Origin of the sequence: Streptomyces sp. NPDC001380 (assembly GCF_042895785.1) — a bacterium.
GTDB lineage: Bacteria > Actinomycetota > Actinomycetes > Streptomycetales > Streptomycetaceae > Peterkaempfera.
The window spans coordinates 31,413-53,874 of the sequence record NZ_JBIAWP010000015.1 but is presented as its reverse complement, the minus strand read 5'-3'; the positions used below and the strand labels follow the sequence as shown (position 1 = coordinate 53,874).

The window sequence follows — 22,462 nt, the reverse complement described above, 5'->3', positions numbered from 1 at the left end:
GACGGGGCATCTCGCGGCCCCTCCTGCAGCGGGTCGGACGGGCCCGGGGCCCGGGGCCCGGGGCCCGGGGCCACGGACGGCCCGCCGCGCCCCTCGTCACCGGCACCGCCCCCGGTGCCCGGCCGCCCGGGACGGGCGACCCGGGCGCGGCCCGCGCGGTCCGGGCGGCACCGCCCGCCGACCGCGGCCGTCCGGCACCGCCGGGCGTACGCGTGGCGCCCCCTGCCGAGGAGGCCGACAATGGGAGGCCTGGACGGGACCGCCCCCGCGCCACCCGTGGAACGGCGCGGGAGCTCGGAAGGCCCCGCCGGGCACGCGGACCGGCCACGGCCCGGCGACGGAGCGGTCACCGGCAGGACCGTCCGGTCCCCCCCGCAACACGGCAGGCATCCAGGTGGTGACGTATGTGCCGATGGCTCGCCTACTCGGGCACCCCCGTCCTGCTCGACACCATCCTCTACAAACCCTCGCACTCCCTGATCGACCAGAGCCTGCACGCGAAGCTCGGCGTGGAGACCACCAACGGTGACGGATTCGGTGTCGGCTGGTACACGGAGGGCAACGACTCCCCGGCGCTCTTCAGGGACGTCGGCCCCGCCTGGAACAACCGCAACCTGCGGGAGATGGCGGACCACGTCCGCTCCTCGCTGTTCTTCGCGCACATCCGGGCGTCGACCGGGACGGCGGTGCAGCAGTCCAACTGCCACCCGTTCCGGCGCGGCCGCTGGATGTTCATGCACAACGGCGCCATCGCGGGATTCCACCTGGTGCGCCGCGACCTCACCCTGCTCGTCGACCCGGCACTGTACGCGGACATCGAGGGGACGACGGACTCCGAGGTGATGTTCCACCTGGCCCTCACCTTCGGCCTCGAACAGGACCCGCCCGCCGCCGTCGCCCGGATGGCGTGGACCGTGGAGCGCGTCGGCCGCGAGCACGGCGTGGAGTCCCCCCTCCAGATGACGCTCGCCGTCACCGACGGCGAGAGCACCTGGGCCTTCCGCTACTCCAGCGGGCACGCGTCCCGGTCCCTGTTCTACAGCAGCCGCGTCGACGCGCTGCGCAGACTGCACCCGGACGTCGCGTTCCTGCGGGACGTCTCCGAGGAGACCCGCCTCATCGTCTCCGAGCCCCTCGGCGACCTGCCCGGCGCGTGGAACGAGGTGCCGGAGAGCACCTACGCCGTCGTCCGGCCGGGCGCCGACGAGATGCGCCCCTTCGCACCCACGGCGGCCTGACACGACGTGCGGCTCCGGCCGCCGGTCCGGCTCCGCATGCCGCCCCGGGTGCGCCGGCGGCCCGCCGGGCGGACGCGGGCGTGCCGCGCCGCTACGCTCGGCCGCATGAGAGCTGACGGGACGTTCGCCGTGAAGTCCTTCACCCCGGCGGAGCTGGTGCCGGACCCGGCGGTGCCGACGGGGGTTCCGGTGGGGGTCGCGACGATGGAGAAGCACTTCGAGGGCGGGGTCGCCGGGCGTTCGGCGACCCTGTTCACCGCCGCGTACGACCAGGCGGCCGGGGTCGGCACCTACGTGGCCATGGAGTCCTTCGAGGGCGCGCTGAACGGCAGGGCGGGCGCCTTCGCCTTCGCCCACTCGGCGACGACGACCGGCGCCGACCGCACCGCCGAGTTCCTCGTCATCGTGCCGTCGAGCGGCACCGGGGAGCTGGCCGGGATCTCCGGCACCGGCGGGATCACGGTCGACGCCGACGGCACCCACCGCGTCTGGTTCGACTACGCGGTGGACTGAGGCGCCGGACCGCCCGGCCGTTCCTCCGGCGGGCGCACCGACGGGCTGACGCGCCGTCGTCCCGGCCGTCCGGGGGGTGCGTCCCGCCCCGGGGCCCGCTCAGCCCGGGCGCACCGCCCCCGCCTCCTACCCGGCGGCGGGGCCGGCGACGGGACCGGAGGGGCCTGCGGCGGTCACGGGGTGCCCCCCCGGGTCGGGGACGGCCCGGTCACGGCGCGTCCGGCCCGGTCAGCTCCAGCGTGGACCCGCGGCGGCCCTTGCGGACCAGCAGCTGCGCCGGGACGCGATGCCGCAGGTCGGCGACGTGGCTGACGATGCCCACCGCGCGGTCCCGCTCCCGCAGCCCGTCCAGGACGTCGAGGACCTCCTCCAGCGCCTGCTCGTCCAGCGTGCCGAAGCCCTCGTCGATGAAGAGCGTGTCCAGCGGCATGCCGCCCGCCTCGTCGGTCACCACGTCCGCCAGCCCCAGCGCCAGCGCCAGCGAGGCGATGAAGCTCTCGCCGCCGGAGAGCGTCGCGGTGTCCCGCTCGGTGCCGGTCCAGGAGTCCACGACCCGCAGGGACAGCCCCGAGCGCCGGTTGCCCGCCGCCTTCCCGTCGCTGTGCACCAGCGTGTACCGGCCGCCGGACATCCGGACCAGCCGGCTGCTCGCCGCCGCCGCCACCTGCTCCAGGCGCGCCGCCAGCACGTACGACTCCAGCCGCATCCGCAGCCGGTTGTCGCTGCTCGTCCCGGAGACCAGCTGCGACAGCCGGGAGAGCCGGGCCTGCTCCGCGAGGGCCGGGCCGAGGGCGGCGGCCCGCTCGGCGAGCAGGCCGCCCAGCCGCCGCAGCTCGGCGCACCGCCGCCGGGCGGCGTCCTCGGCGGCGGCCGCGGCGCGCAGCCGTGCCGTGGCCCGCTCCAGTGCGGCGTCCGCGGCGGCGGGGTCGGCGGGGGGCAGGGCCGCGGCGGCGGCCAGGGCGCCGTCGGCGAGCAGCGCGCGGACCGCGGCCCGCGCCCCCTCCCAGCGCTCCAGGCGCTCCTCGGCCCCGCGCAGCTCGGGGGACGGCAGGGCGTCCTCGGCGGCCGCCGCGTCGGGGAAGCCGGCCCGGACGGCGGCCTCGGCCACCGCGGCGTCGGCCTCCTTGAGCCGGGCGGCGGTGTCGGCGGTCCGCCGCGCGGCGGCGGCGGCCGCGGCCAGCCGGCCCGCGCGGACGGCCAGGGCGGCCTCCCGCGCCGCGACCGACGGCGCGCCGCCGCGCGCCGCGGCCAGCCGCTCCGCGAGCGTCCGCTCCTCGGCGGCCAGGGCGTCCTGGCGGGCGCTGCACGCCGCCTCCCGCCGGTCCGCGTCCTGCTGCTGCTCCAGGCACTCGGCGCGCTGCCGGGCCAGGCGCTCCAGGGCCTGTCCCGCGGCGGCGAGGTCCTCGGCGGACCGCAGCGCCGCCGCCAGCTCCCCCTCCCGGGCGGCCAGGTCGGCGGCGACCGCCTCCACCGGGTCCTCGCCGGCGAGGGCCGCGGCGGCGGCCGCCTCCTCGCGCAGCGACCGCAGCCGGTCGGCGGCCCCGCGGCCGGCCTCCTCCGCCCGGCGGAAGGCCGCCTCGGCGGCCTGCTCGTCGGCCCGGGTGACGCGGCCCCCGGCGGGACGGGCGGGCGCCGGGTGCTCCGGCGACCCGCAGACGGCGCAGGGCTCGCCGTCGCGGAGCCGCTCGGCGAGTTCGGCGGCCATCCCGTCGAGGCGCCGCTCGCGCAGGTCCAGCCAGGCCGTGCGGGCCGCGGCGGCCTCCTCCCGCAGCCGGTCCGACTCCTCCCCGGCCTGCCGGGCCCGCTCCCGCAGGCCGTCCCGGCGCCGGGCGGCGTCCAGCCGCCGCCCGGCCTCCTCCCGCAGGGCGGCGGCCTGCTCGGCGCGGGCCGCACCCTCGCGGGCTGCGGCCAGCCGGCGGTCCAGCTCCTCCTCCTCGGCGGGCAGCGCGGCCAGCCGCCGCCCGGCCTCGCCCCGCTGCTCGTCGACGGCGCGCTGCTCGGCCTCCAGCCGCCGCAGTCCGGCGGCCACCTCCGCCAGGCGTCGCTCGTCGTCCCGGGCGGCCTCCAGCCGCACCAGGTCGGCCCGCACCTGCCGCTCGGCCTCCTCCATCCGCTCGGCGGGGGCGTCGGCGTCGGCGCCGAGGGCGGCCCTGGCCTGCCGCTCGTCGTGCTCGGCCCGCCGGTGGGCGTCGTCCGCGGTCCGGCGCAGGCGCAGGGCCGACGCCACGGGGGCGGCGGCGCGGGCGGCGGCCAGCCGCAGCCGGTCGGCCTCCCGGGCGGGGGCCTCGGCCTCCAGCTCCGCGGCGCGCCGCTCCGCCTCCCGGTGGCCGCGCTGCTGCTCGGCCAGCCGCCGGACCCGCCCGGCCCCGTCCTGGGCCTCCCGCTGGGCCTCCTCGGCGAGCCGCAGCGCCGACGCGGCCGCCGCCCGCCGCTCCTCCGCGCCGCAGCGCAGCACAGCGGCCCAGAGGGGCGCCCGGCTGGCGAGGTCGGCGACGGCGGCCGGGCCGCCCTCCTCGGGCAGCCACCCCGAGGCGGGCTCGGCGCCCTCGCCCGCGGCCTGGTCCAGCCGGGCGGTCAGCTCCCGCAGGCCGTCGTGCGCGGTGCGCATCCGCTCCTCGCCGGACCGCCGCCGCTCGGCCAGCCACTCCTCGACCCGGCCGAAGCGGCCCGTCTCGAAGAGCCGGCCCAGCAGCTCGCCGCGCTGGGCGGCGTCGGCCCGCAGGAAGCGCGCGAAGTCGCCCTGCGGCAGCAGCACCACCTGGCAGAACTGGTCGCGGCTCATGCCGACCAGCCGGGCGACCTCCTCGCCGACCTCCTGGTGGGACCTGCTGGCCGCCCTCCAGCCGGGCGGGCCGCCCGCGCTCCACTCGCGCAGCAGCGTCTGCGCCTTCTCCGTGGTGAAGCCGCCGCCGCGCTTCTTGGGCCGCGGCTGCTCGGGGCGGCGGGTGATCTCCAGCCGGCGGCCGCCGAGGGTGACCTCCAGCACCACCTCGGTCATCCGCTCCGGGTCGGCGTGGTCGCTGCGCAGGCGGGCGCCCTGGCGCGCCCCGTCCTGCCGGGCGCCGGGCACCGAGCCGTACAGGGCGTAGCAGACCGCGTCCAGCACGCTGGTCTTGCCCGCGCCGGTCGCGCCGCGCAGCAGGAAGAGGCCGGAGGCGCCCAGCGCGTCGAAGTCGACCCGCTCGGTGCCCGCGAACGGGCCGAAGGCGGTGACGGTCAGGCTGTGCAGTCTCACCGCGCCGCCTCCTCCCTGCGGTCGGCGTCCTGCCGCACCGCCTCGAACGCCTCGCGCAGCCAGCCGCTCTCGGCCGCGTCGACCTCCGTGCCGGGGCGCACGTGCCGGACGAAGCCCTCGACGACCTCCAGGTCGCTGCGGCCGCGCGTCCGGGCGGCGTACGAGGGCAGGCCGTCGCCGGTGGGCCCGTCGGGCTCGAAGAGCAGCTGCAGCGTGTGCGGGAAGCGCTGCCGCAGCCGCTCCATGGGATCGGCCGGGCGGCCGGGGTCGGTGAGCGTCACCTGCACCCAGGAGTCCTGGTGCTCCGTCAGGTCCGGGTCGGCGAGCAGGTCCTCCAGGCGGCCGCGCAGGCAGGCCAGCGGCCGGGGCACCGGGCAGTCGACCCGCCGGGCGTCCACCGAGCCGTCGGCGCCGAGGTCGACCAGCCACACCGACTTGCGCTGCCGGGCCTCGGAGAAGGAGTACGCGAGCGGGGAGCCGCTGTAGCGCAGCCGCTCGGTGAGCGTCTGGCAGCCGTGCAGGTGGCCCAGGGCCGCGTAGTCCACCCCGTCGAAGACGGAGGCGGGCACGGACGCCACCCCGCCGACCGTGATGTCCCGCTCGCTGTCGCTGGGCTCGCCCCCGGTGACGAAGGCGTGCGCCAGCACCACCGAGCGGGTGCCCGCCGGGCGCGCGGCCAGGTCGGCGCGGACCCGGTCCATGGCGGCGCCCAGCACGGCCGCGTGGCCGCCGCGCGCGACGCCCAGCTCCTCGCGGACCAGGGCGGGCTCCAGATAGGGCAGCCCGTACACGGCCACCGGGCCGTGCCCGTCCTCCAGCAGCACCGGCTCCGCGCAGCCCGCCGGGTCGGTGTGCAGGTGGATCCCCGCCCGCCGTATCAGCCCGGCGGCCACGCCCAGGCGGCGGGCCGAGTCGTGGTTGCCGCTGATGAAGACCGCCGGCACGCCGAGGTCGGCCAGCCGGTGCAGCACGTCGTCGAAGAGCGCCACCGCCTCCAGCGAGGGCAGCGCCCGGTCGTACACGTCGCCGGCGACCAGCACGGCGTCCACCCGCTCGGTCCGGACCGTCTCCACCAGGTGGTCCAGGAAGGCGCGTTGGGCGTCGAGCAGGCCCTCCCGGTGGAAGGACCGGCCCAGGTGCCAGTCGGAGGTGTGCAGCAGGCGCATGGGAACCGACCCTAGCGGGGGCCGCCGACGGGCGGCGTCCCGGGCGGCGGCCGCAGGGGCGGCGGGGCGCACTCCGCTGCGGCGCGCCCCGCCCTCCCGCAGGCGCGCCCCCGCCCCTGCCGTGCGCCGACCTCCCGCGGCAGGACCCCGGCCGGACCCGGCCGCCCGACCGCCGGACCCGGCCGCCCGACCGCCGGACCCGGCCGCCCGACCGCCGGACCCGGCCGCCCGACCGCCGGACCCGGCCGCCCGACCCGGCCGCCGCCCCCGGGCCCGACCGCCGCCCCCTACGGGCCCGTGTAGGGCCCCGAGTGGCCCCGGAACGGACGCCGGGGCTGGTCAACGCCCCGGTCATCCGGGAAGATCACCACACCGGAGGTGCGGAGAGGGCCAGGTCAGGAGGGAACGCGTGGGCGGCATACGGTACAGCGCCGAGATAGCGGACCTCCTCGGCCGCGTCCGCCGCCGGGCGGCCGCGGAGTGGCCGTGGCACCCCGGCGAGCCCGTGCCGGGCCGGCTGCCGGTCAAGCAGTGCTGGGGCTGGCTCTTCGCCCCCGACGGCCGCGTCCTCACCCTGGTCAACCCCCGCGACGGCGTGGTGGGCCTGCCCGGCGGCTCGCTGGAGCCGGAGGACCGCGGCGACCCGGCCGCCGCCCTGGCCCGCGAGGCGGCCGAGGAGGCCCAGGCGGTGATCGCCGGGCCCCGCTACCTGGGCTACCTGTACGACCGCGTCGGCGCCACCAACGGCGGCCGCCCCTGCGCCCGGGTGCGGATGGCGGCGGCGCTCCGCTCGGTGGGCCCCACCGCGCCCGACCCGGCCTCCGGGCGCCACTACCGGCGGCTGCTGGTCGCCCCCGGGCTCGCGGTGGAGCTGCTCGGCTGGGGCGAACCGGGGGTGCGGCAGGCCCGGGAGGCGGTGCGGACGGCGGTGGCGCACCTGCGGGTGCCCGCGCGGGCCGACGAGGCGATAGAGGAGCTGCCGGCGGGCGGCTGCGCCTTCCGCCCCTGCGCCTGACCCGCGGCGCCCCGCGCCCGGCCCGGGGCGTCCGGCCCGCCCCCGCCCCCGCCGCCCGGCCCGCCCCCGCCGCCCGGCCCGCGCCCTGCGGGCCGTCCGCCCCCGCCGCCCGGCGCGCGTCCGGCATCGGGGGCCCCGCCGCGGGGCATCCCGTACACGGCGGCCCGCGCACTCCGCCCTGCGCCCGGCACACAGTTCCGTTCAGGAACGGCGGCCTCTGCGCCCCTTCGGCGGAGCATTTTCCCCCTCAGAGGTGAAGTTCCGAAGATTTCGAGGATGACCATTGTCATGGTCACTGTCTCACCGCGGGCGGCGCTGCTATCAACGGGGTGTCCAATCCGGATCCATGGAGGCCCCCGTGCGTCCTTACCGAGTCGCGTCCGCCGTCCTGGCGGCTCTGATCCTGTCATTGGCAACCCTCTTCACCGCCCCCGCCGCCGGCGCAGCCGGCGTCCAGTACGTCGCCCTGGGCGACTCGTACTCCTCCGGGGTCGGTGCCGGAAGCTACATCAGCGCGAGCGGCAGCTGCTACCGCAGCACCAAGTCCTACCCCTACCTCTGGAACGCGGCCCACGCCCCGTCGTCCTTCGCCTTCGTCGCCTGCTCCGGGGCGAAGACCGACGACGTGATCAGCGGTCAGCTCTCCTCGCTGAGCTCCGCCACCACCCTGGTGAGCATCAGCATCGGCGGCAACGACGCCGGCTTCGCCGACACCATGACGACCTGTGTGCTCTCCTCCGACAGCGCCTGCCTGAGCGCCGTCTCCGCCTCCCGCACGTACATCAACAACACCCTCCCCGGGAAGCTGGACACCGTCTACGCGGACATCCGCGCCAAGGCGCCCAACGCCCACGTCGTCGTCCTCGGGTACCCGCACATGTACAAGATCGGCGGCTCCTGCCTCTTCGGGATCGGCGACACCAAGCGCAGCGCCATCAACGCGGCCGCCGACGACCTGGCCTCGGTCACCGCCAAGCGGGCCGCCGACGCCGGCTTCACCTTCGTCGACGTCCGCGGGATCTTCACCAACCACGAGATCTGCTCCGGCTCCGCCTGGCTCAACAGCACCAAGCTCACGGTCTTCGAGAGCTACCACCCCAACAGCTCCGGCCAGGCCTACGGCTACCTCCCGTCCTTCTCCTCCGCGGCCTGACACCTCCCGCCGCCCGGCGCACCACCACCGGCCCACCGCGTGCCGCGGTGCCGCGCGGCCGCCCGGCCACCCCCGGGCGGCCGCGTCCGCCGTCCCCGGGCCGTTGCCCGGCGCGCGGCGGACCCGGTAGGAAGGCCGCGTGCACCGCGACCTCTTCCACCACGTCGAGATCTGGGTCGACGACCTGGCCGCCGCCGAGCGCCAGTGGGGCCCCGTCCTGCTGGCGCTCGGCTGCGAGCCCTTCCAGCACTGGGAGGCCGGGCGCAGCTGGCGCCTCGGCGGCAGCTACCTGGTCGTCGAGCAGTCGCCCGCCCTGCGGCCCGGCGGCCACGACCGCCTGCGGGCGGGCCTCAACCACCTGGCCGTGCACGGCTCCCGGGACGCCGTGGCCGCGGCCCTCGGCGCCGGGTGGACGGTGCGCACCGACACCGGCACCGCCGTCCACCTGCTCGACTCCCAGGGGTTCGAGCTGGAGGTCGTCGTCGGCGCCGTCGGCGCCGACGGGACGGGCGGCGCCGACGGGACGGGCGGCGCGGACGGTGCGGGCGGCGCGGACTGTGCGGGCGGCGCGGACTGTGCGGGCGGCGGCTGAGGGCCGCCGCCCCGAGAGGTCCTGACGGGCCCAGGCGGGACCGCCCCGCGGGCGCCTGCGAGCAAGGTCACGTCGACACGGCGCCCCCGCCCCCGGAATCATGGACCGCACCCCGCCGGGGCCGCCCGGCCCCGGGCGGCGACCCCGTGGACGGGCCCCGAGCGACGGAGTGGTGACTGGCGCATGGACGGTTCCGCCCGCCCCGCGGGGGCGCCCTCGGTCCGGCTGATCGGGTCCGTCGTCGACCCCGGCACCTGGCGCAGTTGGGACGAGCCGGTCACCGCCCTGCCGCAGGACCCCGCCTACCGCGCCGACGTCCTGCGGGCCCGTGCCCGCACCGGCCTGGACGAGTCCGTGGTCACCGGCGAGGGCGCCGTCCACGGGCACCGGGTGGCGCTGGTCGCCTGCGAGTTCGGCTTCCTGGCCGGGTCCATCGGCGTGGACGCGGGCGAGCGCCTGGTGCGGGCCGTGGAGCGGGCCACCCGCGAGCGCCTGCCGCTGATCGCCTCGCCCGCCTCCGGCGGCACCCGCATGCAGGAGGGAACGGTCGCCTTCCTGCAGATGGTGAAGGTGGCCGCCGCCGTCACCGACCACAAGGCGGCCGGGCTGCCGTACCTGGTCTACCTGCGCCACCCCACCACGGGCGGGGTGCTCGCCTCCTGGGGCTCGCTGGGCCACCTCACCGCCGCCGAACCGGGGGCGCTCATCGGCTTCCTCGGCCCGCGCGTGTACGAGGCGCTCAACGGCGAGCCGTTCCCCGAGGGCGTCCAGACCGCGGAGAACCTGCTGGCGCACGGCCTGGTCGACGCCGTCCTGGAGCCCGGCCTGCTCGCCGGGGCGGCCGCCCGCGCCCTGCGGGTCCTCGACGCCGGCAGCGCCGCCGCCCGGCCGCGGCCCGCCGCCCCGCCCGCCGCGGAGCCCGGACCCGGGACGGCCGCCGCGCCGCCGGCCCCCGTGCCGTCCGCTCCTCCCGTGCCGTCCGCCGCCGAGTCGATCCGCCGCTCCCGTCGCCCCGACCGGCCGGGCCTGCGCGCGCTGCTGGTCGCCGCGGCCGAGGACGTGACGCCGCTGAGCGGCACCGGCGCCGGGGAGCGCGACCGCGGCCTGCTGCTGGCGCTGGCCCGCTTCGGCGGGCGGCCCTGCGTCGTCGTCGGCCACGACCGCGAGGCCCGCACCCGCAGCGGCCCCTTCGGCCCGGCCGGGCTGCGGGAGGCGCGGCGCGGCATGCGGATCGCCGCGGAGCTCGGACTGCCCCTGGTCACCGTCGTCGACACCCCCGGCGCGGCCCTGTCGCCCGCCGCCGAGCAGGGCGGTCTCGCGGGGGAGATCGCCCGCTGCCTCGCCGAGCTCACCGCGCTGCCGTGCCCCACCGTCTGCCTGCTGCTCGGCGAGGGCGCGGGCGGCGGCGCGCTCGCGCTCCTCCCGGCCGACCGGGTGGTCGCCGCCCGGCACGCCTGGCTCTCCCCGCTGCCGCCCGAGGGCGCGTCGGCGATCCTGTACCGCACCACCGCCCGGGCCGACGAGGTCGCCGCCCGCCAGGGCGTGCGCTCCCACGACCTGCTGGCGGCGGGGATCGCGGACCGCGTCGTGGCGGAGGAGCCGGACGCCGCCGACGCGCCGGCGGCGTTCCTCGCCCGGACGGGCGCGGCCGTGGCGGAGGAGCTGGCGTCCCTCGCGGACATGGACGCCGCCGCCCGCACGGCCGCCCGGCGGGACCGCTACCGCCGCCTCGGCCTGCGCTGACGGACGGCCGGGTCCGTGGATCCGTCGGATGCGTGGACCCGTCGCCCCCGTGGGGCCGCCGGATCCGTGGGGCCGCCGGGTCCGCGGGGATCGCCGGTGCCGCCGCGCCGACGGAGCGGCGGGCCGCGCTGCGGGACCGGCGGGGGAGGGGCCCGGTCAGGCGGTGTACAGCTCCTCGATGTCGGCCGCGTACGCCTTGACGATCGCGCCGCGCCGCAGCTTCAGCGAGGGCGTCACCAGCCCCCGCTCCTCGGTGAACTCCTCGGGGATGATCCGGAACGCCCGGATCGACTCCGCCCGCGACACCGCGGTGTTGGCGGTCACCAGCAGCCGCTGGATCTCCTCCTGCAGGTCCGGGTCGCGCAGCACCTGCCGGGGCTCGGCCTGGGGCTTGTGCCGCACCCGCTGCCAGTGCGCCAGCGCCTCCGGGTCCAGGGTGACCAGCGCCCCCGCGTACGGCCGGTCGTCACCCACCACCAGGCACTGGGAGACCAGCGGGTGGGCGCGGACCCGCTCCTCCAGCACGCCGGGGGCGATGCTCTTGCCGCCGCTCGTGACGATGATGTCCTTCTTGCGGCCGGTGATGGTGAGGTAGCCCTCGTCGTCCAGTTCGCCGAGGTCGCCGGTGGCCAGCCAGCCCCCGCGCAGCACCTCGGCGGTGGCGCCGGGGTTGTCGAGGTACCCGGCGAAGACCGTGCCGCCCCGGACCCACACCTCGCCGTCCTCGGCGATCCGCACCGTGCAGCCCGGCACCGGGCGCCCCACCGTGCCGTACCTGACGCGGCCCGGCGGGTTCACCGTCACCGCCGCGGTGCTCTCGGTCAGCCCGTAGCCCTCGACCACCGTGATGCCGGCGCCCGCGAAGAAGAGGGCGACCTCCCGGCTCAGCGCCGAGCCGCCGCACACGGCGTGCCGCATCCGGCCGCCCAGCACCGCCCGCACCCGCGCGTAGACCGTCATGTCGTACAGCTGGTGCTGGAGCCGCAGCGCCGCGCTCGGCCCGGCCCCCTCGCCCAGCGCCCGCCGCTCGGCGGCCTCGGCCCAGCGGACCGCCACGTCGGCGGCCTTGGCGAAGAGGTCGCCCCGGCCGGCCTCCTCCGCGGCCTGTCTCGCCCGGCGGTGGATGCGCTCGAAGATGTAGGGGACGGCCAGCAGGAAGGTGGGCCTGAAGGAGGCCAGGGCCGGCAGCAGCTGCTCCGGCGACGTCTCCGCCTGGTGGCCGAGGGCGATGCCGCCGCGCAGCGAGGCGACCTGCACCATCCGCGCGTAGACGTGGGCGAGGGGCAGGTACAGGAGCGTGGAGGCCTGTTCGCCGCCCCGGCCGGCGAACACCTCGCTCCAGCCGGTCACCAGGTTGTCGCACTCGGCGGCGAAGTTCGCGTGGGTGAGCACGCACCCCTTGGGACGGCCGGTGGTCCCGGACGTGTAGATCACGGTGGCGGCGGAGCCGGGGGTGACCGACCTGCGGTGCCGGTGGACCAGCTCGTCGGCGACGGCGACGCCGTCGCCCATCAGCTCGGTGGTGCAGCCGCTGTCGAGCTGCCAGATCCGCCGCAGCGACGGCAGGGAGTCGCAGACCGCGCCGACCGTCATCGCGTGGTCCTCGTGCTCGACGACGCAGGCGACCGCCCCGGTGTCGGCGAGGATCCAGCGGACCTGCTCGGGCGAGGAGGTGGGGTACACGGGCACGGGCACGGCGCCGACCGACCAGAGGGCGTAGTCGAAGAGCGTCCACTCGTAGCGGGTGCGCGACATCAGCGCGACCCGGTCCCCGAGCCGGATGCCGTTGGCGAGCAGGCCCTTGGCGAGGGCCAGGACCTCGTCGCGGAAGACCGCCGCGGTGACCTCCAGCCACTCCCCGTCCCGGGCGTGCTCGCGGCGGCGGAGCTGGACCAGGTGGGGGTCCTCCTCGGCCACCAGGTAGACGGAGTCGGCCAGGCCGCCCGTCCGCGGTGCCTCGACCAGGGGCGGGACGCCGAACTCGTGCATGCTGCCTGAATCCCCTTCCGGAGCCAGTGGGGTTACCGCAAGTTACCCCCGGCTCCGGGGCGCTGCCCAGAGGGCGTCCGACCGTCCGGTCGGTCCCGTCATATCGAGGCGAAGGCGGCATAAGGGCGGAGCGGAGTGCTGGCTTCGCCCCCTTTCGCGGCTTTCCGCCCCGCGGCCGGCCGCCGGGCTCCCCGACCTCTGCACGGGGGTCGCGAGGAACCTCCACGCGATGTGCACCCCGCCCGCCGGGACCCCTGCCGGCGGGCCGCCGGACGTCCGGACGGCCTCCGCCGACCCCGGACGGGCGGCCGCCGGGCCGCCCCGCGTCAGCGGCGGACCGCCCGCCGCACCCCGTACACGGCCGCCCCCAGCGCCAGCACCCCCGCGCCCGCCGCCACCGACGCGCCCGGCAGCGCGAGGGCGAGCAGCAGGCAGCCGGCCAGTCCGACCGGCGGCACCGCCCGCGGCGGCCGCCCCTCCCGCGGACCCAGCCGCCACGCGGACGCGTTCGCCACCGCGTAGTAGGCGAGCACCCCGAACGACGAGAAGCCGATGGCGCCGCGCACGTCCGCGACGGCGGCCACCGCCGCGACCACCGCGCCGACCGCCGCCGCAGCGCGCCGCGGCACGCGCGCGCCCGGGTGCACCGCCGCCAGCGCGTGCGGCAGGTTCCGGTCGCGGGCCATCGCCAGCACCGTCCGCGAGACGCCCAGGACCAGCGCCAGCAGCGACCCCAGGGCCGCCAGCGCCGCCCCCGCCCGCACGGCCGGCGCCAGCGCCGGCGCCCCGGCCGCCCGTACCGCGTCCGCCAGCGGCGCGGCCGACGCCGCCAGCCGCTCCGGGCCCAGCACCGCGAGCAGCGCCGCGGCGACCGCCGCGTACGCCGCCAGGGCGATCCCCAGGGCCAGCGGCACCGCCCGCGGGATCGTCCGCCCCGGGTCGCGCACCTCCTCGCCGAGGGTCGCGATCCGCGCGTACCCGGCGAAGGCGAAGAAGAGCAGGCCCGCGGCCCGCAGCACCCCGCCGGGGGAGGAGTCCGCGCCCGGCAGCAGCCGCCCCGCGTCCGCCGCGCCCGAGGCCAGGCAGGCCGCGGCCACCGCCGCCAGCACGGCCAGCACGGCGGCGACCACCGCCCGGGTGAACCAGGCCGCCTTCCGCACCCCCGCGCAGTCCAGGGCGGTCACGGCCGCCACCGCGGCCACCGCCACCGCGTGCGCCTGCCCCGGCCACAGGTAGGAGCCGGCGGTCAGCGCCATGGCCGCGCAGGAGGCCGTCTTGCCCACCGTGAACGCCCAGCCCGCCAGGTACCCCCAGAACGGGCCCAGCCGCTCGCGCCCGTACACGTACGCCCCGCCGGACTCCGGATGGCGGGCGGCCAGGCGGGCGGTGGACGTCGCGTTGCAGTACGCGACCACGGCCGCGGCGGCCAGGGCGGGCAGCAGCGCCGAGCCCGCCGCGGCCGCCGCCGGGGCGAAGGCCGCGAAGACGCCCGCCCCCAGCATCGCGCCCAGCCCGACCACCACCGCGTCGCGAAGTCCCAGGCCGCGCCGGAGCGCGCCCTCCTGCGCCGCCGCCTCCCGCGGTGTCCCGTCCACGCCTGCTCCCGCCCGGGTCCCCGGCGGCCCCCGCGGCCGCCGGAGGGGCACCCTAGGGCGCGTATCGGGGCGTGATCAATGAGCGGGTTTTCCCCTCGTCCTGATCTTCGATCCGGTAGATCGTCTTGCATGACACGTGCGCAACTGGCCGACGTGGAATGGGAGTTCATCGAGCCGTACCTGCCGATCGGCGAGTATGGCCCATACCCGGTGCGGCTGCAGCAGCAGTTCGAGGGGGTGCTGTGGCGATTTCGGACGGGCGGGCAGTGGCGGGAAATGCCCGCTGAGTTCGGTGCCTGGTCGACCGTCCACAACCGTTTCCGGCAGTGGCGCGACGCCGGTGTCTTCGAGGCCCTGCTGGGGGGCCTGATCGCCGAGGCCGCGAAGCGGGACGAGGTGGACCTGTCGCTGGTCAGCGTGGACTCCACCACCGCACGGGCCCACCATGACGCCGCCGGGATGCACCTCGATGACGATGTCCTGACCGCTCTGGAGAAGGTCGCCGCCGAGGAGGAGAAGGCCCGGCAAAAAGGGGCACTTCGGAAGGAAGGAAGGGGCAGTGCACCGAGGACGCCCCCGCGCGAGAAGACCGAAGACGCATCCGGCGCCGGCACAGAGTCCGGCTGAAGGCCGCCCTGCTCGGGCGCTCACGGGGCGGGCAGACCAGCAAGATCCACCTTGCCGCCGACCGTAGGTGCCGCCCGCTGGCGATCGTACTGACCGCAGGACAGGCCGCGGACAGCCCCCGGTTCATCCCCGTGCTGAGCAAGGTTCGCGTCCCTGGTCCGGTCGGCCGTCCCCGCACCAGGCCGGACGCGGTCGCCGGGGACAAGACACCCCATCAGCCGTCCGTGGTCCCGGCGATGCCCGGGGTCCTCGTTCTCGTGAAGAGCTCCACGGCTCCGGCTGATCGGGAGGTGGCCCTGGAAATGGCTCGAACCACGGCACGGTACGGCCGCCGCGGTCACATGGGCAGGGGCCGTGCACGCATCCCTCTTGTCGAAGCACTCCAGGTGCGGCATGCAGAACAGACGTCTCGCCCGGCCCCTGCCGAGGCCGGCAACCACCGACCTCGATGCCTATTGGGCGTACTCCTCCCGCGGCAACCGCGCCCACCTGCGCAGGCGCGGCATCAAGGCCGTCATCCCGGAGAAACGGGACCAGGCCGCCAACCGGAAGAGGAGGGGCCGCAAAGGGGGACGCCCCGTCGACCATGACGCCGAGCTCTACAAGGAGAGGAACACCGTCGAGCGCCTGATCAACAAACTGAAGGCGTGGCGGGGCATCGCGACGCGCTACGACAAGACCCCGGAAAGCTACCTCGCCGGGCTTCACCTGCGTGCCTCGGTGATCTGGATCAAAGACCTCACCCGAACCAGAGCCGAGAGCCGCGCAGGTGATCGAGGGGCGTAGCTTGTCGGGATCGCAGGTGTGGACTCTCAGCGGCAGCTGCATGCCTGGACGTCGGGATTTCGGTGGCCCGCTGCCGCCCGGGGAGTGGGGATTGTGCGCCACCGGCGCCGCGCCGGCCCGCGGACTCAGGTGAGGGCGGCCGCCAGGCAGGCGAAGGCGGCGATGATGACGGCGACGCGGACGTAGTGCCAGCGGTCCCAGCGCTTCATCTGCTCCTTCCAGTCGGCAGGCCGGCTGCCGGCGGTCCACGTCTTGAGCCGGTTGTTGATCGGGACGAGCACCAGGATCGACATGAGCACGCTGACGATCAGCAGCGCGGCGGCGGTCACGACGAGGCCGGTGCCGTCGTCGTCCCATCCGGCGACGGCCCAGACCCCGACGAGGACGAGCGAGCCGATGTACCAGAACGGCATCACGGCGCCGCCCAGTCGGGCCCCGTGGACGCGGCCGCGCAGGCCGTTGTCGCCGGGCAGTGCGTTGAGGATCGGGTTGCTGAAGAAGGGGACGGAGAACTCCACCCCCACCATCACGCCGACGACCACGATGGTGACGACCTCGAGTGCATTGAGCATGATGACCCCTCCTGGGATCTAGCGCTGCTAGATGATGACGCAACGCTATCGCTGCTGTCGCCCGATTGTCTAGCGGTGCTAGGATCGAATCATGTCGGTACAGGAACGCAAGCAGCGCGAACGGGTCAGCCGCGAGCGCCTCATCGTGGCCACGGCCCGCGAACTCGCCGAGCAGCAGGGCTGGGACGCGGTCACCACCCGGCGGCTCGCCGAACGCATCGAATACAGCCAGCCCGTCCTCTACAGCCACTTCCGCGGCAAGCGCGAGATCATCGGCGCCGTCGCTCTGCAGGGCGCTTCCGAGATGGCCGTGGCGATGCGGGCCGCGACCGCCGCCGCCGACGGCCCCCGCGCCCGGGTCACCGCGCTGGCCCGTGCCTACCTCGCCTTCGCCGAACGCCATCCGGCGGTCTACGACGCCCTGTTCCAGCTCGACGGCGGCCTGGCGTACGCGCAGGAGGACACCCCCGAACCGTTGAAGGACGCCTTCGCCGCGCTGCTGGAGTGCCTCAGCGAGGTCGCCGGGGACGGCGTGCGCCCGGAGCTGTTCACCGAGACGTTCTGGGCGTCCCTGCACGGACTGGCCACCCTGACCCGGGCGGGACGGCTCCCGCCGGAGGACACCGAGCGCAGGGCGGAGCTGCTGGTGGACCGGCTCGCCATGCTCTGACGCACCGTCCCGGATGGCACACGGCCGGGGTCCTCGGGCCCCGCCGCTGCCTGCCTGCGGCATCACTTCCGGTCACTCGCGCCCGCACGGCGCAGCCGCAGATCGCCGGCCCCATACCCCCGACGGGGCACCCGGCCCGGAAGCTGCGGTGCTCATTGATCACGACTCGATACGCGCCCTAGTACGGCGGGCTGCGCGGCGACCCGGGCGGCGGCCGGTGCGCGGGTGTTCACCCGGTACCCCTACGCTGTGCACGTTCCGGTCCGCACCCTCTCCCCGGTCGCTCGCCGACACCCGCCAGGGGGGACCTCGCACGCGGTCCGGCGCCCGTCACGTCACACACCGCAGGGATGGATATTTCAGTGAGCGCGATCAGTGTCGGCCAAGCCGTGGTCCTGGGGGTCGTGGAGGGGGTGACCGAGTTCCTGCCGGTCTCCTCCACCGGCCACCTCAAGATCACCGAGGGGCTGATGGGCATTCCGGTGGACGACGCCTCGGTGGTCGCCTTCACCGCGGTGATCCAGGTCGGCGCGATCGCCGCCGTCCTCGTCTACTTCTTCCGCGACATCGTACGGTTCGTCTCCGCCTGGGGCCGGGGCATCGCCAACCGCGAGCTGCGCCAGGAGCACGACTACAAGTTCGCCTGGTGGGTGATCTGGGCCACCGTCCCGATCGTGGTGGTCGGCCTGGCGGCCAAGCCGCTCATCGAGGGGCCGCTGGCCTCGCTGTGGGTGGTGGCGGGCTCGCTGATCGGCGGCAGCGCCGTGATGTGGGTGGCCGAGCAGATGGCGCGCTTCAAGCGCGGCGAGGCCGACGTCACCTTCAAGGACGCCATGTACGTCGGCAGCTCGCAGATCCTCGCGCTGCTCTTCCCCGGCTTCTCCCGCTCCGGCGCCACCATCTCCACCGCGCTCGTCCGCGACCTGGACCGGGTGGCCGCCACCCGCCTGTCGTTCTTCCTCGGCCTGCCCGCGCTGACCGGCGCCGGCCTGTACGAGCTCAAGGACGCGCTCGGCGCCGGGGTCGGCGCGGCCCCGCTGGCCGTGGGCACGGTGATCTCCTTCGTGGTGGCCTACGCCTCGATCGCGTGGCTGCTGAAGTTCGTCGCCAAGCACTCCTTCAACGTCTTCGTGGTCTACCGCATCCTGGTCGGCCTGCTGCTCTTCGGCCTGCTGGGCACGGGTGTGCTGAACGCCTGACCCCCTGCGGCACGGGCCCGGCGGACCACGGCGGTCCGCCGGGCCCCGTCGTGTCCGGGTACCTGCGGGTCCTCGGCTCCGGGGGCGGGCGCGGGGGCGGTCCCGGGGCGGGGGTGTCCGTGGAGGCGGGGTGAACACCCGTCCACCGGACCAGAACATTCCGCCGGAAGGCGGCAACCTATCGTGGACATGGCGACCACTGAGAGGCGAGCCACCCCCACCTGCCGCTCATGAGAGGACCAGCCGCCATGTCCCCCCACGAAGCAGCTCGGACGTCGTCGTCCCGTGCGGCCTCCAGGACCCCGGCGGACCACGGCGGGCACGCCGCCCCCGGCGTGCCCCGGCTGCCCGTCCCCGCCCAGTCCGGCTCGGCCGACCGGCCCGGCTCGGCCGCCCGGACCGTCCCCGACCGGACCGCACCGCCCGCCCCCGCCCGGCCGGAGGCCGTCCCGGCCCGCGGCGCCCACGGCATCCACGACACGGCCCCCGCCGCCCGGTGGGAGGACTGCCACCTCACCGGGAACGGCCGCCACGGCGCCCTGGTGCACGGTGCGACCGCCGACGAGACCGTCGTGGTCACCCACCACGCCATGGTCCGCCCCCGCGCCGCCGCCTCCCCCGAACCGCCCCTCCCGGACCCGGCCGCCGCCCTGCGCGAACTCCAGGACGCGCTGGTCGCGGGAGTCCGCCGGGCCCCGGCCGCCCCCGACGCCACCGCGCAGGACGCCCCCGCTCCTGCCCCCGCCGCCGCGCAGGACGGCCCGGACGGCCCCCGGCCGTTCCACCCCGCCTTCGCCGTCCGCTGGCACCGCACCGACGCCCGCCCCGCCACCCACTACCGCCGCCGGCTCGACTTCCGCACCGGCGTCACCTCCGCCGCCTGGCGCGAGGACCCCGGTGAGGGCGAGTGGTACGCGTCCTGCTTCACCTCCCGTGCCGACGACGCCGTCGTCCAGCACCTCGCCGCTCCGCCCGGCCGCACCGTCGAGGCCGTCGTCGACCTCGACGGCCGCCTCCCCGGCTCGCCCCCCGAGCTCCGCCTCGCCGTCCGCTCGGTGTACCGGCCCGGCCCCCTCGCGGCCCCCGCCGCCCCCGGGGCCCCGGCCTCGCCGCCCGCCCCGCGCGACTCCGCCCTGCTGCGGCTGCGCGCCCGCTACCCCGACAGCGAGACCGGCTACCGCGGCGCCACCCGGGTCGTCGCCGTCGGCGGCGAGGTGGTCTGCGACGGCCCCCGCATCCGGGTCACCGGCGCCCGCGAGCTCCTGCTGGTCACCCGGACCGCCCGCGGGCCCGTCACCGCCGACTGCCCCGAGCTGGCGGGGCTCGACACCGGGATGTACGCCATCCCCGACGACCCGGCCGCCCTGCTCGCCCGCCACGTCCGGCTGCACCGCGAGGCGTACGACCGGGTCGCCCTCGACCTGGGCGGCGACCCCGCCGAACGGGCCCTGCCCGTGGCCGAGCTGCTGGAGCGCCAGGCCGCCACGCCCGGCCGCCTCACCCCCGCGCTGCTGGAGCTGCTCTTCGCGGCCGGACGCCACCACCTGCTCTCCGCCGCCGGCCACCGGCCGCCCCGGCTGTGCGGCCTGTGGACCGGCACGTGGGACGCCGAGGGCGCGGGCGGCTTCGCCGCGGGCCCCCACCTCGGCCTGCAGACCGCCTCCGCCGCGGCCGCCGGCCTGCCCGAGGTCTCCCTCGCCCACGCCGAACTGGTCCTCGGGCAGCTCGACGACTGGCGGAGCAACGCCCGCCGGCTCTTCGGCACCCGCGGCGCGGTCGCCCCCGCCCGCACCGACGGCGAGGACGGCCTCCTGGGCCCCGGCGGCGACCCGTGGGAGCACCCCGTCTGGACCGCCGCCGCCGACTGGCTGCTCCTGCCCCTGCTGGAGCACGCGGAGACCACCGGCGACGAGGGCTTCCTGCGCGGGCGGCTGCTGCCCGCACTGATCGACACCGCCGTCTTCTACGAGGACTTCCTCACCCGCACCGGCCCCGACGGCCGGGTCGTCGTCGTCCCGTCGTGCCCGCCCGGCAGCCTCCCCGGGGAGCCCGGTGACCGCCCCGGGGAGGCCGAGGCCGGCGGCAGGGGGCCCGCGGTGTCGGTCAACGCCACCGCGGACATCGCCGCCGCCCGGCACGCCCTCACCACCGCCGCCGCGCTCTGCACCCGGTACCGGCCCGACGGCATCACGCCCGAGCGCACCACCCTGTGGCGGCAGCTCGCCGCCCGTCTGCCCGACTACCGGGTCGACGGCGACGGGGCGCTGTCCGAGTGGGCCTGGCCCGCCCACCGGGACGTCCGCGACCGCCGGGGCACCGGCCACCTCCACCCCGTCTGGCCGCTGGACGAGATCACCCCCGAGGACACCCCGGCGCTCGCCGCGGCCGCCCGCACCGCCCTGCGGCTGGGCGGCGACGGGGACGAGTCCGGCCACGGCCACCTGCACCGGGCCCTGGCCGCCGCCCGCCTGGAGGACGCGGCCCTGGCCGCCCGGCACCTCTCCCGCCTCCTGGACCGGGACTTCTTCTTCCGCTCCCTGATGAGCAGCCGCCGCCCCTACCGGGACACCCTCGGCGCCGACGTCGCCCACGGGCTGCCCGCGCTGCTCGTCGAGATGCTGGTGCGCTCGCGCCCGGGGCGCCCGGACGGCGCGGCCCGGCTCACCCTGCTGCCCGCGCTGCCCGACACCCTCCCGACCGGCACCCTCACCGGGGTGCGGACCCGTTTCGGCGCCACCGTCGCCGAACTGGCCTGGGACCTGGGTGCCGGGAGGGTCCGGGCGGTGCTGCGCGCCGACGCCGACCGCACGGTCGCCCTGCGCGTCGGCCGCCCGGCGGCCGCGATCCGCGTCGCCGGCGGGCCGCCGCTGCCGCGGGGCGCGAACGGCGCCGTGCGGATCGGGCTGCGGGCGGGGGAGGAGACCGTGGTCACCGCCGAGGCCGCGGTGCCGCGGCAGGTCCGGTGACCGGTCCGGCGGGGCGGACCCCGCCCCGCCGTACCGTCTCCCCGCCGTACCGTCTCCCCGCCGTACCGTCTCCCCGCCGTACCGTCTCCCCGCCGTACCGTCTCCCCGCCGGACCGCCGCCCCGTCCCGAGCCCCCGGCCGGTACGCCTCTCCCCGGCCCGCCTCCCCCCGGTCGCACCGCGCGCCCTGTGCCGTGCCCGCCCCCGGCCGGGCCCGCGCTCCCCCCGGTCACCCGTCCGGCGGCGGCCCGTTGTCGGTGGGCGCGCGTAGGGTGCGTGGTGCCGGTCCCCGAGGCGACAGAGGTGTCCCCGATGAGCGACCCCACCACGACGACGGCCCCCGCGGCGGCCCCCGCCGCCGATGCTGCGGCGCCCGGCCTGGACGCCCTCCTGGAGCACCACCGCCGGGAGCTGACCGGGTACTGCTACCGCATGCTGGGCTCCGCCTTCGAGGCCGAGGACGCGGTGCAGGAGACGCTGGTCCGCGCCTGGCGGTCCCACGACCGCTTCGAGGGGCGCTCCTCGCTGCGGTCCTGGCTGTACCGGATCGCCACCAACGTCTGCCTCGACATGGTCCGGGGCCGCGAGCGGCGCGCCCGGCCGATGGACCTGTCGTCCCCCGCCACGGCGGACACCGCACTCGCCCCCGGCCTGCCCGAGGCGGCCTGGATCGGCCCGGTGCCCGACGGCCGCGTCCTGGAGTCCGGGGGGGACCCGGCCGAGGTGGCCGTGCAGCGGGAGACGGTCCGCCTGGCCTTCGTCGCCGCCCTCCAGCACCTCGCCCCCCGGCAGCGGGCGGTGCTCATCCTGCGGGAGGTGCTGCGCTGGCGTGCGTCGGAGGTGGCCGAGCTGCTGGGGACGAGCGTCGCCTCCGTCAACAGCGCCCTCCAGCGGGCCCGCGCCGCCGTCGCCGACGGCCGGGTCGCCCGGGACGCCCCCGCCGCCCCCGCCGACGGGGCGCAGCGCGCCCTGCTGGCCCGCTACGTCGACGCCTTCGAGCGGTACGACCTCGACGCGCTGACCGCCGTCCTCCACGAGGACGCCACGCTCTCCATGCCGCCCTACGCACTCTGGCTGCGCGGGCACGCCGACATACGGGCCTGGCTCCTGGGGACCGGGCACGGGTGCCGCGGGTCGCGGCTGGTGGCGACGGCGGCCAACGGCTCCCCGGCCTTCGGCCAGTACCGTCCCGGCGGGCCCGGGGGCTCGTTCACGCCGTGGGCCCTGCAGGTGCTGGAGACCAGGGACGGCGTGGTCACCGGGCTCACCTCGTTCCTCGACACCGCGGCGCTCTTCCCGCTCTTCGGCCTGCCCGACCGCCTCGACCCGTGAGCCGGTCCTGACGCGACTCCGCCCCGCCCCGGTTCGGTCCCTGTTCTGACCCGGCCCGGTCCCCGCCCGACC

At 77.3% G+C, this 22,462-nt stretch carries 16 protein-coding genes and 1 pseudogene; 12 read left to right on the top strand and 5 right to left on the bottom strand.

Annotation, left to right across the window (positions count from 1 at the left end):
• Positions 1–404 precede the first annotated feature (404 nt).
• Together ACFY07_RS19230 and ACFY07_RS19225 are read left to right on the top strand one after the other, a co-directional pair.
• Positions 405–1,238 (top strand): class II glutamine amidotransferase, encoded by an 834-nt coding sequence (locus tag ACFY07_RS19230; RefSeq protein ID WP_390869946.1) that lies wholly within the window; start codon positions 405–407, stop codon positions 1,236–1,238.
• Positions 1,239–1,343: 105 nt separating this feature from the next.
• Positions 1,344–1,751: a DUF3224 domain-containing protein gene (locus ACFY07_RS19225; RefSeq protein WP_390869944.1), complete on the top strand. Its 408-nt coding sequence runs from the start codon at positions 1,344–1,346 to the stop codon at positions 1,749–1,751.
• Positions 1,752–1,959: 208 nt separating this feature from the next.
• Here ACFY07_RS19225 and ACFY07_RS19220 read toward each other — a convergent pair whose 3' ends face one another.
• Together ACFY07_RS19220 and ACFY07_RS19215 are read right to left on the bottom strand one after the other, a co-directional pair.
• Positions 1,960–4,986 (bottom strand): AAA family ATPase, encoded by a 3,027-nt coding sequence (locus ACFY07_RS19220; RefSeq protein WP_390869942.1) that lies wholly within the window; start codon positions 4,984–4,986, stop codon positions 1,960–1,962.
• A complete protein-coding gene (locus ACFY07_RS19215) occupies positions 4,983–6,152 on the bottom strand; it encodes an exonuclease SbcCD subunit D (protein ID WP_390869941.1) in 1,170 nt (389 codons plus the stop codon). The genes ACFY07_RS19220 and ACFY07_RS19215 overlap by 4 nt, the downstream gene beginning before the upstream one ends.
• A 409-nt stretch (positions 6,153–6,561) precedes the next feature.
• Between ACFY07_RS19215 and ACFY07_RS19210 the strand changes: the two genes are divergently transcribed.
• The 4 genes from ACFY07_RS19210 (at position 6,562) to ACFY07_RS19195 (ending at position 10,655) form a co-directional block, all read left to right on the top strand.
• Positions 6,562–7,167: an NUDIX domain-containing protein gene (locus tag ACFY07_RS19210; RefSeq protein ID WP_390869939.1), complete on the top strand. Its 606-nt coding sequence runs from the start codon at positions 6,562–6,564 to the stop codon at positions 7,165–7,167.
• Positions 7,168–7,525: 358 nt separating this feature from the next.
• Entirely contained in the window at positions 7,526–8,320 is a 795-nt protein-coding gene (locus ACFY07_RS19205; protein ID WP_390869937.1) for an SGNH/GDSL hydrolase family protein, read from the top strand.
• A gap of 139 nt (positions 8,321–8,459) precedes the next feature.
• Positions 8,460–8,912, top strand: a complete 453-nt coding sequence (locus ACFY07_RS19200) for a glyoxalase (RefSeq protein WP_390869935.1) — start codon at positions 8,460–8,462, stop codon at positions 8,910–8,912.
• A 183-nt stretch (positions 8,913–9,095) separates the two neighbouring features.
• Positions 9,096–10,655 (top strand): carboxyl transferase domain-containing protein, encoded by a 1,560-nt coding sequence (locus ACFY07_RS19195; RefSeq protein WP_390869933.1) that lies wholly within the window; start codon positions 9,096–9,098, stop codon positions 10,653–10,655.
• 156 nt (positions 10,656–10,811) lie between these two features.
• On the opposite strand, the gene ACFY07_RS19190 is transcribed toward ACFY07_RS19195, so the two are convergent.
• Both ACFY07_RS19190 and ACFY07_RS19185 read right to left on the bottom strand, forming a co-directional pair.
• On the bottom strand, positions 10,812–12,644 hold the full coding sequence (locus ACFY07_RS19190) for an AMP-dependent synthetase/ligase (protein WP_390869931.1): 1,833 nt from the start codon (positions 12,642–12,644) through the stop codon (positions 10,812–10,814).
• 326 nt (positions 12,645–12,970) lie between these two features.
• Positions 12,971–14,239 (bottom strand): APC family permease, encoded by a 1,269-nt coding sequence (locus tag ACFY07_RS19185; protein ID WP_390869929.1) that lies wholly within the window; start codon positions 14,237–14,239, stop codon positions 12,971–12,973.
• A 129-nt stretch (positions 14,240–14,368) separates the two neighbouring features.
• Between ACFY07_RS19185 and ACFY07_RS19180 the strand changes: the two are divergent.
• Positions 14,369–15,072: pseudogene (locus ACFY07_RS19180) on the top strand (transposase); the annotation flags it as partial.
• Between the two features lie 187 nt (positions 15,073–15,259).
• Complete coding sequence (locus ACFY07_RS19175; protein WP_390869927.1) at positions 15,260–15,652, top strand: transposase; 393 nt, start codon at positions 15,260–15,262, stop codon at positions 15,650–15,652.
• 125 nt (positions 15,653–15,777) lie between these two features.
• Here ACFY07_RS19175 and ACFY07_RS19170 read toward each other — a convergent pair whose 3' ends face one another.
• Positions 15,778–16,224 (bottom strand): anthrone oxygenase family protein, encoded by a 447-nt coding sequence (locus ACFY07_RS19170; RefSeq protein WP_390869925.1) that lies wholly within the window; start codon positions 16,222–16,224, stop codon positions 15,778–15,780.
• 91 nt (positions 16,225–16,315) lie between these two features.
• Here ACFY07_RS19170 and ACFY07_RS19165 point away from each other — a divergent pair, with 91 nt between their 5' ends.
• The 4 genes from ACFY07_RS19165 to ACFY07_RS19150 all read left to right on the top strand — a co-directional run bounded on the left by ACFY07_RS19165 (position 16,316) and on the right by ACFY07_RS19150 (position 22,390).
• Entirely contained in the window at positions 16,316–16,894 is a 579-nt protein-coding gene (locus tag ACFY07_RS19165; RefSeq protein ID WP_390869923.1) for a TetR/AcrR family transcriptional regulator, read from the top strand.
• Between the two features lie 362 nt (positions 16,895–17,256).
• Positions 17,257–18,093: an undecaprenyl-diphosphate phosphatase gene (locus ACFY07_RS19160; protein ID WP_390869921.1), complete on the top strand. Its 837-nt coding sequence runs from the start codon at positions 17,257–17,259 to the stop codon at positions 18,091–18,093.
• A 248-nt stretch (positions 18,094–18,341) separates the two neighbouring features.
• Positions 18,342–21,059, top strand: a complete 2,718-nt coding sequence (locus ACFY07_RS19155) for a glycoside hydrolase N-terminal domain-containing protein (RefSeq protein ID WP_390869919.1) — start codon at positions 18,342–18,344, stop codon at positions 21,057–21,059.
• 311 nt (positions 21,060–21,370) lie between these two features.
• Positions 21,371–22,390, top strand: a complete 1,020-nt coding sequence (locus ACFY07_RS19150) for a sigma-70 family RNA polymerase sigma factor (RefSeq protein WP_390869917.1) — start codon at positions 21,371–21,373, stop codon at positions 22,388–22,390.
• The last annotated feature ends 72 nt before the right edge of the window (positions 22,391–22,462 follow it).

Coding starts and splice junctions, on each gene's coding strand:
- ACFY07_RS19150 (WP_390869917.1), top strand. CDS start 21,371: ATGAGCGACCCCACCACGACGACGGCCCCCGCGGCGGCCCCCGCCGCC.
- ACFY07_RS19155 (WP_390869919.1), top strand. CDS start 18,342: ATGTCCCCCCACGAAGCAGCTCGGACGTCGTCGTCCCGTGCGGCCTCC.
- ACFY07_RS19230 (WP_390869946.1), top strand. CDS start 405: ATGTGCCGATGGCTCGCCTACTCGGGCACCCCCGTCCTGCTCGACACC.
- ACFY07_RS19175 (WP_390869927.1), top strand. CDS start 15,260: ATGCAGAACAGACGTCTCGCCCGGCCCCTGCCGAGGCCGGCAACCACC.
- ACFY07_RS19195 (WP_390869933.1), top strand. CDS start 9,096: ATGGACGGTTCCGCCCGCCCCGCGGGGGCGCCCTCGGTCCGGCTGATC.
- ACFY07_RS19165 (WP_390869923.1), top strand. CDS start 16,316: ATGTCGGTACAGGAACGCAAGCAGCGCGAACGGGTCAGCCGCGAGCGC.
- ACFY07_RS19190 (WP_390869931.1), bottom strand. CDS start 12,644: ATGCACGAGTTCGGCGTCCCGCCCCTGGTCGAGGCACCGCGGACGGGC.
- ACFY07_RS19225 (WP_390869944.1), top strand. CDS start 1,344: ATGAGAGCTGACGGGACGTTCGCCGTGAAGTCCTTCACCCCGGCGGAG.
- ACFY07_RS19215 (WP_390869941.1), bottom strand. CDS start 6,152: ATGCGCCTGCTGCACACCTCCGACTGGCACCTGGGCCGGTCCTTCCAC.
- ACFY07_RS19170 (WP_390869925.1), bottom strand. CDS start 16,224: ATGCTCAATGCACTCGAGGTCGTCACCATCGTGGTCGTCGGCGTGATG.